Below are 14,927 nucleotides of genomic sequence, written 5' to 3'. Positions count from 1 at the left end.
CTAGGGCAGCGGGGACTCCAGCCACCGCCCGCGTCTCATGACCCGGGTCGCTCGGGCGGCCTCGTCGACGACGACCACGTCGGCGCGGGATCCCACGGCGAGCGCCCCCCGGTCGGCCAGCCCGAGCGCGCGGGCAGGCGTGCGCGTGGCGGGGCGGACGGCATACGCCATCGGGACGCCGGCGGCAACGGCCCGGGCCACGATGTCGGCGACGTGGCTCGTGCCCCCGGCGATCGATCCGGGCGTCGTGCCGTCGGGGTCACGGGTGAGGCGGGCGATGCCGCGGTCGACGACGACCGAGAGGCCGCCGAGGACGTAGGCACCGTCTCCGACGCCGGCCGCCGCCATGGCGTCGGAGACGAAGGCGACGTGGTCGGCGCCGACGAGGTCGAGGACCGTGCGCACGGTGTCGTCCGACAGGTGCGCGCCGTCGGCGATGAGCTCGACCGTGACGTGACCGCGCGCGGCCGAACGCATCAGTGCCGCAACGGCGCCCGGCGTGCGATGGTGCCACGGGTCCATGCCGTTGAAGAGGTGCGTGGCGAGGTCGGCGCCGGCCGCGACCGCCGCCTCGACCTGCGCGTAGGTGGCCGTCGTGTGACCCACTGCCGCGTGGATGCCGGCCGACGTGAGCCAGCGGACGAGGTCGAGGCCGTGAGCGCGCTCAGGGGCGAGCGTCACCTGGCGGATGTGGCCGCGGCCGAGCTCGATGAGGCGCTCGACCTCGGCGAGCGAGGGGTCACGCAGGAGCGTCGGGTCGTGGGCGCCGCAGCGGGCCTCGGCCAGCCACGGACCCTCGAGGTGGATCCCGTCGACGACGCCGTCGTCGGCGAGCTCGGCGAGCATCGCGACGCCCCGCTCGAGGTCACGGGAGCTCATCGTCACGAGGCTCGCGAGGAGGCTCGTCGAGCCGTGCGCGTGGTGGTGCTCGGCCGCAGCGGCGGCCGCGTCGTCGCGGAGGTCGGTGAACGCCGTGCCGCCGCCGCCGTGGCAGTGGATGTCGACGTATGCAGGCAGCATCGTCCCCGACACCCGCTCGGCCGCGTCGGCGCCGGGCGGGGGCTCCGCGCCGGCCGTGAGTGGAGTGACGGCCGTGATGCGCTCGCCGTCGACGTGGACGAGGACGTCGGGCAGCACCGTGTCGTCGACGAGGGCGGGTCCGCGCAGTGTGAGGTTCATCGGGGTCGATTCTGTCGCACACCGCACAGGGGTAGCGTGTGGCCGTGCCAGCCCGCCCCCTCAGCGACCTCGTCCACCCGACGTGGGTGCCGGCGCTCGAGCCGGTCGCCGACACCATCACCGCGATGGGGGAGTTCCTGCGCGCGGAGGTGGCGGCAGGTCGCGGCTACCTCCCGGCCGGCGACCGCGTGCTGCGCGCCTTCTCGCTGCCACTGCCCGACGTGCGCGTGCTCGTGGTCGGCCAGGACCCCTACCCGACACCCGGTCACCCGGTGGGCCTGAGCTTCAGCGTCGCGCCCGACGTGCGCCCGGTCCCCCGGTCGCTGCAGAACATCTACCAGGAGCTCGGCACCGACCTCGGCCTCCCGACGCCGGGCGACGGCGACCTGACGCCGTGGTTCCAGCGCGGCGTGATGCTGCTCAACAGGGTGCTCACGGTGCGGCCCGGCGCGTCAGCCAGCCACCAGGGCAAGGGCTGGGAAACCGTGACGGCACAGGCGATCTCGGCCCTCGTCCAGCGCGGCGGACCACTGGTCGCGATCCTCTGGGGACGGCAGGCGCAGTCCCTCGCCCCCATGCTCGGCGACGTGCCGCGCATCGAGTCGGCCCACCCGTCCCCGCTCTCGGCGCGTTCCGGCTTCTTCGGCTCGCGGCCCTTCAGCCGCACCAACGACCTCCTCGCCCAGCAGGGCGCGGCACCCATCGACTGGAGGCTGACATGACCCAGCCCGCACCCGACGGCTCCGGACCCACGGTCTGGACGCGCTTCGTCGCGATCGGCGACTCGTTCACCGAGGGCATGTGCGACGACGACCCGACGTTCGGGCACGACGGCGAGTTCGCCGGCTGGGCCGACCGGCTCGCGTCGCACCTGTCCGAGATCGCTCGCAGCGAGGGGCTCGACTTCGGCTACGCCAACCTCGCCGTGCGCGGCCGCAAGCTCGCCGACGTCGTCGGCCCGCAGCTCGAGGACGCCCTGTCGCTCCAGCCCGACCTGGTCAGCATCGTCGGCGGCGGCAACGACATCCTGCGCCCGAAGGCCGACCTCGACGGCCTCGCCGCGCGGCTCGAGGCCGCCGTCGCCCGCATCCGCGCGACCGGGGCCGACGTCCTCATGGCCACGCCGGTCGACCCGGCCGACGCCCCGCTCGTCAAGGCCACCCGGGGTCGCGCCGCGATCCACACCGCCAACATCTGGAGCATCGCCCGTCGCAACGGCGCCCACGTCATCGACCAGTGGGGCCTGCACGCCCTCCGGGACTGGCGGATGTGGTCCGAGGACCGCATCCACATGACGACCGAGGGCCACCGCCGCGTCGCCCTCGCCGCGCTCGAGGCCCTCGGCCACACGCCGACCGAAACCGACTGGGCCACCCCGCTCGAGCCTGCTCCCCCGATCGGCCGCCGCGAGGCGCTGCAGGCCAACGCGCAGTGGGCCAAGGAGTACGTCGGCCCGTGGGTCCACCGCCGCCTCACCGGGCGCAGCTCGGGCGACCACCGCCTGGCCAAGCGCCCCGACGTCGCCCCCCTCGACTGACGCCGCGTCACACGCTCGGGCCGGGACGCGGACGCGCCCGGCAAGTACGGCTCCGGATCCTCCGTCGACCACCCGGCATACGACCACTTCTTCGGAACACCCTGCCCGCCACCTGAGGATCTCCTGAAAATGGATGGCTCCAACCTCTGGCGCGGAGCGGTCCGTCCTGCCATTCTCCTTCTCGGGTTGCTCGGGGGAGCCCCAACCCGACACCACTGGTGCGCGTGACCCGGATCGGGCCACGCGCATCGCGCGGACCGGCGGCCGACGACGGCTGCCAGTCGAGGAGGATCAGTGCGCAGGACGTCCAGGGGGCTGCTCAGCCTCGCTCTCGCAGCCGGCATGGGGGTCGCCGTCGGCGCTCCCATGGTCGGCGCCCAACCGACCGTCGACCGGGTCGCCCACCAGCCGGCCGACGCCGCCGCCCAGAAGGGGTCGGACGAGCTCCCCAACCCCAGGGAGGACAAGCGCCGCGCTCTCAAGGAGACGGCGATCAAGCAGGTGCTGAACGGCACCGCCACGCCCGTCAAGAAGGGCAACAGCACCGTCGTCAAGGTCAAGGGCGCGACCGGCGGGAAGGGCCCCACCGACGAGTACGTCGAGCTGAGCCGCGAGGGCACCGACAAGATCTTCGTGATCCTCGCCGAGTTCGGCAACGAGCGCGAATCGCGCTACCCCGACCAGGACACGGACCCGGCCACGCCCGGCCCGACGACGTTCGAGGGCCCGCTGCACAACGCGATCCCCGAGCCGGACCGCACGCTCGACAACTCGACGAACTGGAACGCGAACTACAGCCGCGAGTACTTCCAGAACCTCTACTTCGGTGCCGGCGGCCCCATCGGCCAGGGCGGCACCCAGGAGAGCGTCAAGCAGTGGTACGAGCGCCAGAGCTCGGGCCGCTACAGCATCGACGGCGAGGTCTCCGACTGGGTCAAGGTGCGCTACAACGAGGCCCGCTACGGCCGCTCGAACGGCTACCCGTGCGCCGGCAACGTCTGCAACAACACGTGGGCGCTCGTCCGTGACGCGGTCAACCAGTGGGTTGCCGACCAGAAGGCCGCCGGCCGCACGCTCGACCAGATCAAGGCCGACCTGGCGCTGTACGACCAGTGGGACCGCTACGACGTCGACGGCGACGGCAACTTCAACGAGCCCGACGGCTTCATCGACCACTTCCAGATCGTGCACTCCGGTGGCGACCAGGCCGATGGCGACCCTTACCAGGGTGAGGACGCCGTCTGGTCGCACCGCTGGTACGCCTCGACCGCGGCCGGCGGTCCCGGCGGGGCGACGGGCACCCCGATCGCCGACACCGGCATGTGGGTCGGTGACTACACGATCCAGCCCGAGAACGGCGGCATGTCCGTCTTCACGCACGAGTACGGCCACGACCTCGGCCTGCCCGACCTCTACGACTCCGCCACCGGCGCCGACAACGGCGTCAACTGGTGGTCGATGATGAGCCAGAGCCGCCAGGCCGGTCCGAACGACCAGTCCATCGGCGCGCGCGGCTCGGACTTCGGCGCGTGGGAGAAGCTCTTCCTCGGCTGGCTCGACTACCAGGTCGTGACGCCGACGGCCAAGGGCACCAAGGTCATGGTCGGCCCGCACGAGTACAACACCGACAAGAAGCAGGCGGTCATCGTCCCGCTGCCGAAGAAGAACGTCGTCTCGCCCCTCGTCACCCCGAGGACGGGCTCGAAGGACTTCTACGGGGGTCGCGCCAACGCGACCGAGGCGACCCTGACCCGCTCGGTGGCCCTCGCCTCGGGCACGTCGACGCTGTCCTTCGCGACGAACTACGCGATCGAGGACTGCGGCTGCGACTACGGCTACGTCGAGGTCAACGACGGCTCCGGCTGGACGGCCATCCCCGGCACCGACACCCGAGCCCCCGAGGGCAACGGCATCACCGGCTGGAGCGGCGGCGCCGAGGGCCAGATGGGCTGGAAGGACGCGTCCTTCGACCTGTCCGCCTACGCGGGCAAGACGGTGCAGCTGCGCTTCCGCTACCACACGGACCCGGCCTACACCGAGCTCGGCTGGTTCGTCGACGACGTCAAGGTCGTCAGCAACGGCGCGACCGTCGTCGACAGCGGGGCCGAGGGAGGCCTCGAGGGCTGGACGGCGAGCGGTTGGTCGTCGGTCGGGGCGAGCGTCTCCACGGCGTACGACAACTACTACATCGCCTCGTACCGCAACTACGTGTCGTTCGACTCGTACCTCAAGAGCGGGCCGTACAACTTCGGCTGGCTCAACACCAACGGCGACAAGGTGGAGCACTTCCCCTACCAGGACGGCCTGCTCGTCAGCTACTGGGACACCTCGCAGGCCGACAACAACACCGGCGCCCACCCCGGCGAGGGCCTGATCCTCCCGGTCGACGCCAACCCCGAGCCGCGCCTGCTGTCCGACGGGACGCTCCTGCGGGCGCGCATCGCCGGCTACGACGCGCCGTTCTCGACACAGCAGTCGGACTCGTTCACGTTCCACAAGAACGGGGTGGCCTTCCCGGTCGCCGGTGCTGCGGCCAAGCCGGTCTTCAACGACTCCAAGCAGTTCTGGTACTCGAGCACGCCGTACACCGGCGTCAAGGTCCCGAACAACGGCGTCAACATCGGCATCGAAAACCAGTTCGGCACCTCGATGCAGGTCAAGGTCTGGCTCCGCTGACGCGGATCCCCCCGTGACGCAGTGAGGCCCGCCCCCCGTTCGGGGGCGGGCCTCACTGTCGTGGGGGGGCGTATGCCGTCGGGCTTGGTTGCGCTGCAAGGCAACCGGACGGCATACGCACTCGGGAACGTGCGTCAGACGGAGGCGGCGAACGCCTTCTCGAAGATGTCGAGCCCCTCGGAGAGCAGGTCGTCGCTCGCGGCGAGCGGCGGGAGGAACCGGAAGACGTTGCCGTAGGTGCCGCACGTCAGGGTGACGAGCCCCTCGGCGTGGCAGGCCTTGTTGACGGCGCCGGTCAGGGCGGCGTTCGGGGTCAGGTCGCCGGGGCCGTTGACGAGCTCGACGGCGAGCATGGCCCCACGGCCGCGGATGTCGCCGATCTGGGGGTACTTCTCGGCGAGGGCCTGAAGGCGCGGCACGAAGAGGGCCTCGACCTGCTTGGCGCGGGCGCAGAGGTCCTCCTCCTTCATCGTCTCGATGGCGCCGAGGGCTGACGCGCACGCGACGGGGTTGCCGCCGTAGGTGCCGCCGAGGCCACCGCCGTGGATCGAGTCCATGACGTCGGCGCGGCCCGTGACACCGGCGAGCGGGAGGCCGCCGGCCATGCCCTTGGCCGTCGTGATGAGGTCGGGCACGACGCCCTCGTGCTCGCTCGCGAACCAGTCACCCGTGCGGCAGAACCCGGTCTGCACCTCGTCGGCGATGAAGAGGATGCCGTTGTCGGCGCACCAGTCGGCGACCTGCTTGACGAATCCCGGTGCGGGGACGATGAACCCGCCCTCGCCCTGGATCGGCTCGAGGATGACGGCAGCGAGGTTGTCCTCGCCCACCTGCGCGTGCACCTGGGTGACGAACGCGTCGAAGCTCTCCTTCGCACAGTCGGCGGCGCCGCCCGGCCAGCGGTAGGGGTAGCTCATCGGGGCGCGGTAGACCTCGCCGGCGAACGGCCCGAACCGGTGCTTGTAGGGCATGTTCTTGGCCGTCAGCGCCATCGTGAGGTTGGTGCGCCCGTGGTAGGCGTGGTCGAACGCGACGACGGCGTTGCGGCCGGTGAAGTGGCGCGCGACCTTGACGGCGTTCTCGACGGCCTCGGCGCCGGAGTTGAAGAGCGCGGTGCGCTTGTCGTGGTCGCCGGGCGTCAGGTCGTTGAGGGCCTCGGCCACCTCGAGGTACTCCTCGTAGGGCGTGACCATGAAGCAGGTGTGGGTGAAGTCCTGCACCTGCGCTGTGACACGGTCGACCACGCGCGGCGCGGCGTTGCCGACGGTCGTCACGGCGATGCCGGAGCCGAAGTCGATGAGCTGGTTGCCGTCGACGTCGACGAGGATGCCGCCGCCGGCCCGCTCGATGTAGACCGGCAGGCCGGTGGAGACTCCGGCGGACACGGCCGCCGTCTTGCGGGCCTGGAGCGCGGCCGACGTGGGGCCGGGGATCGCGGTCTGCAGGAGCCGCTGCTGGGGGACGTTGCTCATGGGGGTCAGTATGCCGTCCGGCGAGGGCCGGACGGAACCCGGGCGCCTCCACGGAAAGTGCGCATTCCGTGATTCCTTGCCCATTCGGGCCGCGCATACCGTCGTCTAGCACGGCAGACACGACTGAATGTGCACCCAGCGACATGTGGCTTCCGGCGCCCTGGGGTGGGTGGGTGTCGACAGCGACCCGGGCACTCTCGATTCTGCGAGAAACCCGTGAACTCGCACTGAATATCCGGTGAGTTGTGGTGGCGACCTCGCTTCGGCGGTTCCCTGAGTAGTGGCTGTCGACGACGATGTCGTGTCGCCGGTGAGCCGAAGGATCGATCCGCAGATCACAGGCACTCGGGGAGCTCGGAGCAACCATGATCCACACCCAGCCGAGAGCGGTGGCGACCATCAGCGCCCTCGCCCTCGCCACCCTCGGCGCGGCCACGAGCGGCGCCCTCGCACCGGTCAGCGCGGCACCCGCCTCACCAGCCCGGACGACCACGTCCCTGTCGGGCCTGCACCCGACCGTGTCCGACTACGTCCAGGTCTCGGCCTCGACGACTCCGCCGACGGAGGCGCAGTGCTACTCCGTCGGGCGGCGGTGCTTCACGCCGACGTCGACCCGCGCGGCCTACAACGTCCAGGGCCTCATCGACAGTCACCTCGACGGCCGCGGCATGACCATCGCCATCGTCGACTCCCACGGCAGCGACACGATGGCGCACGACCTGCACGTGTACGACCAGGCGTTCGGGCTCCCCGCCATGTGCGGCGAGGAGTCGGTGTCGTGCGCTGCCGGCATGCCGACCTTCAGCGAGCTGCAGCTCCAGGGCAGCCCGGCGACCAAGGCGCCACCGTCGACCAGCAAGGGCACCGGCCTGCAGGACAAGGCCGCCTGGGCGCTCGAGGTCGCCCTTGACGTCGAGACGGCTCACTCGATGGCCCCCGGCGCCAACATCCTGCTCGTCACCACGCCGAACTCCGAGACCCTCGGAGTCCAAGGCTTCCCGCAGATGATGGCGGCCGAGCAGTACGTCGTCGACCATCACCTCGCGAACGTCATCTCGCAGAGCTTCGCCTCGGCGGAGGACGCCTTCGGCAGCTCCCAGTCGCTGCTCAACCTCCGGCATGCCTTCGTCTCCGCCGCCCAGAGCGGCGTCACGGTGCTCGGGTCGTCGGGTGACGGCGGCACGGCGAACACCATGAAGCAGCCGGTGAAGGCCGGCGGCGCCCTCATCCCCTACCCGACCGTGGAGTGGCCGGCATCCGACCCCCTCGTGACGGGAGTGGGAGGCACCTACCTGTGCACCGACGCCCAGGCGAGCGCCGGCCGCGTCGTCGACAGCATCCACCCCCCGGCCAAGTGCCAGGCAAACCCGGGCGCAGCCGAGGTCGGGTGGACCTTCTCGGGCGGCGGCTTCAGCCACGTCTTCGACACCCCCGCCTACCAGTCGACCCTGCCCACCGGCAGCACACCGATCGGCACCAAGCGCGGCGTTCCCGACATCGCCCTCCAGGCCAGTGCGGGCACGGGCGCGCTCGTCTACCTGTCGCTGCCACCCGACGGCACGGGCGGCCTCTTCTGCGGGAGCACACCCTGCAGCACCGGCTGGTACGACATCGGAGGCACGTCGTTGTCCTGTCCCCAGTGGGCGGGGCTCGTCGCCATCGCCGACCAGATCAACGGCGGCGGGCTGGGTCTGATCAACCCGGGCCTCTACCGGATCGGCGCCAACCCCGCTCGGTATGCCGCCGACTTCTACGACGTGACACTGGGCAACAACACGGCCGATCCCAGCGTTGCGGGATATCCGGCCACGACCGGGTGGGACCCGGTGACCGGTCTCGGCACTCCGAATGCGGGAGTGCTGCTGCCCGATCTCGTCCAGGCGGTGCACGGCAACTGACCACCGGCAGGCGTGCATGAGCGTCATGGCCTGAACCGGGGGTCTCGGTGGCCCCGGACGCCGGCGAAGTGCCCACTCGACCGCGAGTGGGCACTTCGCTCGGGGCGTCAGAGCTCGACGCCCTCACCGAAACGGCCGCGGGCCTCGTGCGGGATGAGCGGCTTGTCTGCCCGCACCTTGAGCTCCTGGACGGCCCACGAGTTGCCGTCGGGGTCGGTGAAGCCGAAGAACGTGCCGCCGTCGCGAGGGTCGATGACCTGGACCTCGGAGCACTCGACTCCCCGGCCGACGAGCTCTTCGCGCGCGGCGGCGGCGTCCGGCACGACGAGCTGTATGCCGTGCAGCGAGCCGGGCGTCATCGCCTTCTGCGACGGGAGGTCGCCGACGACGATCGAGCACCCGGAGCCGCGCGGCGTCAGCTGTGCGATGTGCATGTGCTCGTTCTGCGTCTCGTGGTCGAGGTCGAAGCCGACCTGGTCACGGTAGAAGGCGATCGCGGCCCCGAGGTCGCTGACCGGGACGATGACGACCTCGAGGGTCCAGTCCACGGCGCTCAGCCCTGCGCCGTCGCGGGGGCGGCGACGCCGAGCAGCTCGTCGAGCTGCTCGTAGCCCTGGGCCATGCCCTTCTCCATGCCGCTCTCGACCATCAGGTCGCGGCCCTCGACGGTCGGGCCGACGCTGTGTCCCTCGAGCCGGCAGCGGCCGTCGCCGAGGTCGACGAAGCGCATGAACTCGATGGCGACCTCATCGGGCGCACCCTCGAACTCGAAGGTCTGGATGGCGAGGTCGTTCTCGCGCACGGTGTGGAACGTGCCGTGGAAGCCATAGACGTTGTCCCCGTCCCGGTGCGTGTAGCGGTAACCGCCGCCGGACGTGAAGTCCCAGCGCTCGATCTGCATCTCGTAGCCTCGCGGCCCGAGCCACTGGCGCACGAGCTCGGGGTCGCGGTGGGCGTTGAACACGGCCTCGACGGGGGCGTCGAACTCGCGCGTGAAGTCGATCCACGGCTTGCCCGCGGGGATGTCGAGGGTGAGTGGGTTGGTCATGACTGCTGCTCCTTGTCGGTGATCGGTGTGGTTGCGTCCGCCTGGATGGCGGGCTGGGTGGTGCGTTCGAGGACGGCATCGAGCGACCGGAAGCGCTGCTCGGCGGCGAGCCGGTAGCGGTCGATCCAGGCCGTCATCGCCTCGAGGCGGGCGGCCTCGAGGTGGACCGGACGGCGCTGGGCGTCGCGGGTCCGGCTCACGAGACCGGCCAGCTCGAGCACCTGGATGTGCTTGCTGACGGCCTGCTTGCTGATCTCGAACGGCTCGGCGAGCTCGTTGACGGTCGCGGCGCCCCGGCTGAGGCGGGCGATGATGGCGCGGCGCACGGGGTCGGCCAGGGCCGCGAAGGCGCGGTCGAGGTGGGCTTCCGAGACGGGCGAGAGGATCATTGTCAACTAACTCCTTGATCAACTAATACGTTGATTAAACGCCGGTGCCATCCCTCCCGTCAACCCCCTGCCGCCACCAACCGCGCCACCCGCGGGGCCGACCCTGGGCGCTCGAGGAGCGCACGCGGCATACGCAAGCACAGCGACTCCCGCACCTGCGGGTGTAATGTCACACTCATGCCGCATCTGCGAATCACCGAGGCAGCCTCGCTGCTCGGCGTCTCCGACGACACCGTCCGGCGCATGGTCGACTCCGGCCGCCTCGACGGGGCGACCGACGACGCCGGCCGACGCACCGTCGACGGCGCCCAGCTCGCAGCGGTGGCCCAGGAGCTCGCGCATCCGGCTGCGGTCGGCGCCATCGGGGGCGCATCCGCCCGCAACCGGATGCGCGGCATCGTCACCGCCATCACCCGGGACACCGTCATGGCCAAGGTCGAGCTCCAGTGCGGGCCCTTCCGCATCGTCTCGCTGCTCTCGAGCGAGTCCGTCGACGACCTCGCCCTCGAGGTCGGATCCGTCGCCGTCGCCAGCGTCAAGTCGACCCACGTCGTCGTGGAGGTCCCGGCGTGAGCGCCGGGCCATCGCGCCCCGCGCCGCCCCGGAGCCCCCGGAGCGCCCGCAACCCCCATCGGGCCGTCGCGGCCGCCGTCGCGACCCTCGCCACCGCCCTGCTCGTCGCAGGGTGCGGCAGCAGCACCCCCACCACGTCTGCCGACGGCACCGGACAACCGGGGAGGTCCGGTGCCTCGGCGGCCTCCCTCGAGGGCACCGTGACGGTCCTCGCAGCGGCGTCGCTCACCGAGTCCTTCGACCAGCTGAAGACGGACTTCGAGGCCGCCAACCCCGGCGTGACCGTCGAGACGTCCTACGGGTCGAGCGCGACCCTCGTGCAGCAGGTCGACAACGGCGCACCCGCCTCGGTCATCGCCCTCGCCGGCACGGCCGCGGCGGAGCCCCTCGACCAGGCCGCCGTCAAGGACACGCAGAGCTTCGCGACCAACGTCCTCGAGATCGCCGTGCCACCGAGCAACCCCGGTGCGGTCACGTCGATCAACGACCTCGCGAAGCCGAGCGTCAAGGTCGTGCTCTGTGCCGACACGGTGCCGTGCGGCAAGGCCGCGCAGGCGACCTTCAAGAAGGCGCGCATCGTGCCCAACGTCGTGAGCAAGGAGGTCGACGTCAAGGCGACCCTCTCCAAGGTCAAGCTCGCCGAGGCCGACGCCGCCGTGGTCTACCACTCCGACGTCGTCGCGGCGAAGGACGCCGTCACCGGGGTGGAGATCCCGTCGCAGTTCAACACGAGCCTGTCCTACCCCGTCATCAGGCTCTCCGACGACGCGGCGACCAAGGCCTTCGTCGCCTACCTGCTGAGCGCCAAGGGTCTCGCGACCGTGCAGTCGTTCGGCTTCGGCGCGCCCTGAGCAGGGGGCCGTCGGGCCACCGGGAGGATGACCTGACATGAGGTATGCCGGCCGGTGGCGTTCGCGGGTCGCGCTCGGCGTGCCGGCGGCGCTCGCCCTGCTGCTGCTCGTCGTGCCCCTCGTCGCGCTGCTCCTCCGCGCCGACTGGGCCCGCATCCCGTCCGACCTCGCGACCCCGACCGTCCTTCCGGCGCTGCGGCTCTCGCTGACGACGACGTCGGTCACGGCCGTCCTGTGCCTGCTGCTGGGCACTCCCCTGGCCTGGTTCCTCGCCCGCTCCGACCACCGCGCCACGAGCTGGGTGCGGGCACTGCTCACCGTGCCCCTCGTCCTGCCGCCGGTCGTCGGCGGCGTGGCGCTGCTCATGACGTGGGGCCGCAACGGGCTCATCGGGCAGCACCTGGCGCCGTTCGGCATCCAGATCCCGTTCACGACCGTGGCGGTCATGCTCGCCGAGACGTTCGTCGCGATGCCCTACTACGTGCTCGCCGTCGAGGGTGCGATGCGCGGCCTCGACCCCCGGCTCGAGTCGGTGGCGCGCACGCTCGGCGCGAGCGACCTGCGCTACCTGCGCACGGTGGGCATCCCGCTCGTGCTGCCCGGTATCGCCGGTGGCCTGGCCCTTGCGTGGGCGCGCGCACTCGGGGAGTTCGGCGCGACGATCACCTTCGCCGGCAACTTCCCGGGGCGCACCCAGACGCTGCCACTGCTCGTCTACGTCGAGCTCGAGCGTGACCCGCAGGTGGCGATCTCGATCTCGATCATGCTGCTCGTGGTCAGCGTGCTCGTGCTCGGTGTGCTGCGCGGACGGTGGCTCCGATGAGCAGGCTGGTCCCCGCCGGCGAGGGCCTCGACGCGCGGATCTGCCTGTCACGCGGGGAGATCGAGGTGGACGTGGCACTGACGGCCGAGCCCGGCCAGGTGATCGGCGTGCTGGGGCCCAACGGTGGCGGCAAGACGACCACCGTCCTCGCGCTCGCCGGCGTGCTCGCCCTCGGCGAGGGCCACATCCGGGTCGCGGGCGACGTCTGGGACGACGGCCGTCGCCGCCTCGCACCCGAGCAGCGTGCCGTCGGTCTGATGCTGGCCGACAGCCTGCTCTTCCCCCACCTTCGCGCCCTCGACAACGTCGCCTTCGGCCCACGCAGCCGCGGCATCAGCCGGCACGAGGCCCGGGAGCGCGCGCGCACCGAGCTCGAACGCGTCGGCCTCTCCGACCGCGCCACCTCGCGACCCCGGGAGCTCTCCTCCGGTCAGCAGGCGCGCGTGGCCCTCGCGCGCGCGCTCGCGACCGACCCGGCCCTGCTGCTCCTCGACGAGCCGCTCGCCGCCCTGGACCCCGACACGCGCGCACGGACGCGCAGCGACCTCGCGGCCCGCCTGACGGCATACGACGGGGTGACGGTGCTCGTCACCCACGACCCGCTCGACGCGCTGACACTCGCCGACCACCTCGTCTTCGTCGAGGACGGGCGGGTGACGCAGGCGGGCACGCCCGCCGAGGTGCTGAGCGAGCCGCGGAGCGCGTACGTCGGCACGGTCGTCGGGCTCAACCTGTATGCCGCACACGGCGATTCACATGGCCACGTGCACACGGCAGACGGTGGTCTCATCGTCACGACGAGTCCGACCGAGGGCGCGGTGTGGGCGACGATCCCGCCGAGCGCGGTGTCGCTGCACCGGCACGAGCCGGAGGGGTCGCCCCGCAACGCGTGGCGGCTGCGCATCGCGTCCGTGACGATGCAGGGCCAGTCGGCCCGCGTCGGTCTCGTCGGTGACGTGGCCCTCACAGCCGAGGTGACGCTCGAGTCGGTCACGGCGCTCGGCCTGCAGGTCGGTCAGGGCGTCTGGGCCGCCGTCAAGGCCACCGAGGTGCGCACCTACCCGCGCTGAAACCGGCTGCCGACTCTGTTCACTCGAGTGAGCGGGTGGTGGTGTGGCGGATCCGGAGGAAGGCCAGCACCGACGGCAGCTGCACCGCCGCGGAGACGAGCAGGGCCACGGGGATCGAGGTCCGGGTCGCGAGGGCGCCGAGCGGCGGCCCACCCGCGACCTGGCCGATGGCGTTCGCCTGGCTGTTCATCGACAGCACCGTCGCGCGCGAGGCCGACTCGAGGTTGCGGTTGAGCCACGTCGCCTGGATCGGCGCGCTGAAGGCGCTGCTCGCGTTGTGCAGCCACAGGGCCGCGAGGACGAGCCACAGGTTGCCGAGGAGGGCGACCCCGACGACGGCCACGACCTGCGCCGCGGACGCGAGCGCCACCGGCAGTCCCGGGTTCTCGTCGACGACCCGAGACGGCAGCCAGCGGCCGCTCGCCCCGGACGCGAGCAGCGAGACGACCGAGCCGATGAGCGCGAACACGGTGAACGCCACGGCCGGGTCGCTGCCGAGGAACTCGGGCATCTCGAACGTGTCGAGCACGTGCACCTGCCACAGGCGGTCGAAGACCTCGCTCGAGAGCCCGACGAGCACGCTGACGAAGAGGAAGACGCGCACGACCTGCCGCCCACGCGCGATCCGCAGGCCCGCGACGAACTGGTCCTTGAGGTGCCCGAACGTCTCCCGTTCGCCGCGTGGTGTCGGGTGGAAGTGGCGCTCCGGCATCGTCACCGCGAGGCCCACGGCCAACAGCACCAGGGTCACGCCCGCCACGATGATCGGCACCCTGAGGGCGATCAGGCCGAGCCCTCCGGCAGCGAGGATGCCGACGAAGCCGAAGGCGAGGTCGAGCTGCGTCTCCCTCGTGAAGACCCGCGCGACGTGCGCCTCCCCCACCTCGTCGGTGATCCACGCCTGGAGCGCACCGGACGTGAACGTGTAGCCGATGCCCCAGATGACGTTGCCGACGATCGCGGCGGCGAAGGTCGCGACGACCCCCTCGACCGCGAACCCGACGCCGACGAGGAAGAACCCGATGATGACCGACACGCGTCGGCTCCACAGGTCCGCGACGATCCCGGTCGGCACCTCGAAGACGAAGCACGTCGCCTCGAGCACCGTGCCGACGAGCACCATCTGGAAGGGGTCGAGACCGACGACGCGGTACTGGAAGACGAGGTTGAGCGTGAAGCACGCGGCATACGCGAACGCCGCGACGGCCGTCAGCACGTAGAAGGTGGCCGTCGCGTCCGCCTCGCGCAGCGGACGCCGCAGGAGCGTGAGCACGGGTCGACCGTAGGGCCCGCGAGGTCGTGCCGTCGCGCGGTTTCCCGAGCACGTATGCCGGGTGGCCGGCCCCGTGACCATGGCTGGGGCTCGGCAGGCGAGGGTGACCGGCGGGTCGGCGGCCGGGACCGACGTGGT

General features: G+C 71.5%; 14 protein-coding genes. 8 read left to right on the top strand and 6 right to left on the bottom strand.

Annotated elements, in window-relative coordinates:
* On the bottom strand, positions 1-1,179 hold the full coding sequence (locus ASD90_RS05045) for an N-acetylglucosamine-6-phosphate deacetylase (protein ID WP_056752421.1): 1,179 nt from the start codon (positions 1,177-1,179) through the stop codon (positions 1-3).
* A gap of 44 nt (positions 1,180-1,223) precedes the next feature.
* On the opposite strand from ASD90_RS05045, the gene ASD90_RS05040 reads away from it, so the two are divergent.
* The 3 genes from ASD90_RS05040 to ASD90_RS05030 all read left to right on the top strand — a co-directional run bounded on the left by ASD90_RS05040 (position 1,224) and on the right by ASD90_RS05030 (position 5,392).
* On the top strand, positions 1,224-1,901 hold the full coding sequence (locus ASD90_RS05040) for a uracil-DNA glycosylase (protein ID WP_056754450.1): 678 nt from the start codon (positions 1,224-1,226) through the stop codon (positions 1,899-1,901).
* Complete coding sequence (locus ASD90_RS05035; RefSeq protein ID WP_056752419.1) at positions 1,898-2,716, top strand: SGNH/GDSL hydrolase family protein; 819 nt, start codon at positions 1,898-1,900, stop codon at positions 2,714-2,716. The genes ASD90_RS05040 and ASD90_RS05035 overlap by 4 nt, the downstream gene beginning before the upstream one ends.
* A gap of 294 nt (positions 2,717-3,010) precedes the next feature.
* Positions 3,011-5,392, top strand: coding sequence for an immune inhibitor A domain-containing protein (locus tag ASD90_RS05030; protein WP_056752416.1), 2,382 nt, complete (start codon positions 3,011-3,013; stop codon positions 5,390-5,392).
* 134 nt (positions 5,393-5,526) lie between these two features.
* Here the strand turns inward: ASD90_RS05030 and gabT are convergent, their stop codons facing one another.
* Positions 5,527-6,864, bottom strand: a complete 1,338-nt coding sequence (gene gabT / locus ASD90_RS05025) for a 4-aminobutyrate--2-oxoglutarate transaminase (RefSeq protein ID WP_056752414.1) — start codon at positions 6,862-6,864, stop codon at positions 5,527-5,529.
* Positions 6,865-7,229: 365 nt separating this feature from the next.
* Here gabT and ASD90_RS05020 point away from each other — a divergent pair, with 365 nt between their 5' ends.
* Positions 7,230-8,762 (top strand): S53 family peptidase, encoded by a 1,533-nt coding sequence (locus ASD90_RS05020; protein WP_056752410.1) that lies wholly within the window; start codon positions 7,230-7,232, stop codon positions 8,760-8,762.
* A 107-nt stretch (positions 8,763-8,869) separates the two neighbouring features.
* Here the strand turns inward: ASD90_RS05020 and ASD90_RS05015 are convergent, their stop codons facing one another.
* The 3 genes from ASD90_RS05015 to ASD90_RS05005 are packed head-to-tail and all read right to left on the bottom strand — an operon-like array spanning position 8,870 to position 10,199.
* Complete coding sequence (locus tag ASD90_RS05015) at positions 8,870-9,310, bottom strand: VOC family protein (protein WP_056752408.1); 441 nt, start codon at positions 9,308-9,310, stop codon at positions 8,870-8,872.
* A gap of 5 nt (positions 9,311-9,315) precedes the next feature.
* Positions 9,316-9,810 carry an SRPBCC family protein gene (locus tag ASD90_RS05010; protein ID WP_056752405.1) on the bottom strand — a complete coding sequence of 165 codons (495 nt, stop codon included), beginning with the start codon at positions 9,808-9,810 and terminating at the stop codon, positions 9,316-9,318.
* Positions 9,807-10,199: a helix-turn-helix transcriptional regulator gene (locus ASD90_RS05005; protein WP_056752401.1), complete on the bottom strand. Its 393-nt coding sequence runs from the start codon at positions 10,197-10,199 to the stop codon at positions 9,807-9,809. The genes ASD90_RS05010 and ASD90_RS05005 overlap by 4 nt, the downstream gene beginning before the upstream one ends.
* Before the next feature lie 177 nt (positions 10,200-10,376).
* Here ASD90_RS05005 and ASD90_RS05000 point away from each other — a divergent pair, with 177 nt between their 5' ends.
* Genes ASD90_RS05000 through ASD90_RS04985 form a run of 4 tightly spaced genes read left to right on the top strand, consistent with a single transcriptional unit; the run spans position 10,377 to position 13,516 of the window.
* Positions 10,377-10,772 carry a molybdopterin-binding protein gene (locus tag ASD90_RS05000; RefSeq protein WP_056752399.1) on the top strand — a complete coding sequence of 132 codons (396 nt, stop codon included), beginning with the start codon at positions 10,377-10,379 and terminating at the stop codon, positions 10,770-10,772.
* The gene (gene modA, locus ASD90_RS04995) at positions 10,769-11,623 is read left to right on the top strand and encodes a molybdate ABC transporter substrate-binding protein (RefSeq protein ID WP_056752397.1); all 855 of its coding nucleotides are present in this window, start codon (positions 10,769-10,771) and stop codon (positions 11,621-11,623) included. The genes ASD90_RS05000 and modA overlap by 4 nt, the downstream gene beginning before the upstream one ends.
* A gap of 37 nt (positions 11,624-11,660) precedes the next feature.
* Positions 11,661-12,446, top strand: a complete 786-nt coding sequence (locus ASD90_RS04990; protein ID WP_056752394.1) for an ABC transporter permease — start codon at positions 11,661-11,663, stop codon at positions 12,444-12,446.
* The gene (locus ASD90_RS04985) at positions 12,443-13,516 is read left to right on the top strand and encodes an ABC transporter ATP-binding protein (protein ID WP_056752392.1); all 1,074 of its coding nucleotides are present in this window, start codon (positions 12,443-12,445) and stop codon (positions 13,514-13,516) included. The genes ASD90_RS04990 and ASD90_RS04985 overlap by 4 nt, the downstream gene beginning before the upstream one ends.
* 19 nt (positions 13,517-13,535) lie before the next feature.
* On the opposite strand, the gene ASD90_RS04980 is transcribed toward ASD90_RS04985, so the two are convergent.
* Positions 13,536-14,789, bottom strand: coding sequence for an MFS transporter (locus ASD90_RS04980; RefSeq protein ID WP_056752388.1), 1,254 nt, complete (start codon positions 14,787-14,789; stop codon positions 13,536-13,538).
* Positions 14,790-14,927 lie beyond the last annotated feature (138 nt).

The organism is Terrabacter sp. Root181, assembly GCF_001428505.1.
Classification (GTDB): Bacteria; Actinomycetota; Actinomycetes; order Actinomycetales; family Dermatophilaceae; genus Terrabacter.
This window is presented reverse-complemented; position numbering and strand designations above follow the sequence as displayed.

What these genes read in the sequence shown, in the direction of transcription:
- ASD90_RS05045 (WP_056752421.1), bottom strand. Translation starts at nt 1,179, where the DNA reads ATGAACCTCACACTGCGCGGACCCGCCCTCGTCGACGACACGGTGCTG.
- ASD90_RS05035 (WP_056752419.1), top strand. Translation starts at nt 1,898, where the DNA reads ATGACCCAGCCCGCACCCGACGGCTCCGGACCCACGGTCTGGACGCGC.
- gabT (WP_056752414.1), bottom strand. Translation starts at nt 6,864, where the DNA reads ATGAGCAACGTCCCCCAGCAGCGGCTCCTGCAGACCGCGATCCCCGGC.
- ASD90_RS05020 (WP_056752410.1), top strand. Translation starts at nt 7,230, where the DNA reads ATGATCCACACCCAGCCGAGAGCGGTGGCGACCATCAGCGCCCTCGCC.
- ASD90_RS05010 (WP_056752405.1), bottom strand. Translation starts at nt 9,810, where the DNA reads ATGACCAACCCACTCACCCTCGACATCCCCGCGGGCAAGCCGTGGATC.
- ASD90_RS05005 (WP_056752401.1), bottom strand. Translation starts at nt 10,199, where the DNA reads ATGATCCTCTCGCCCGTCTCGGAAGCCCACCTCGACCGCGCCTTCGCG.
- ASD90_RS05000 (WP_056752399.1), top strand. Translation starts at nt 10,377, where the DNA reads ATGCCGCATCTGCGAATCACCGAGGCAGCCTCGCTGCTCGGCGTCTCC.
- ASD90_RS04990 (WP_056752394.1), top strand. Translation starts at nt 11,661, where the DNA reads ATGAGGTATGCCGGCCGGTGGCGTTCGCGGGTCGCGCTCGGCGTGCCG.
- ASD90_RS04985 (WP_056752392.1), top strand. Translation starts at nt 12,443, where the DNA reads ATGAGCAGGCTGGTCCCCGCCGGCGAGGGCCTCGACGCGCGGATCTGC.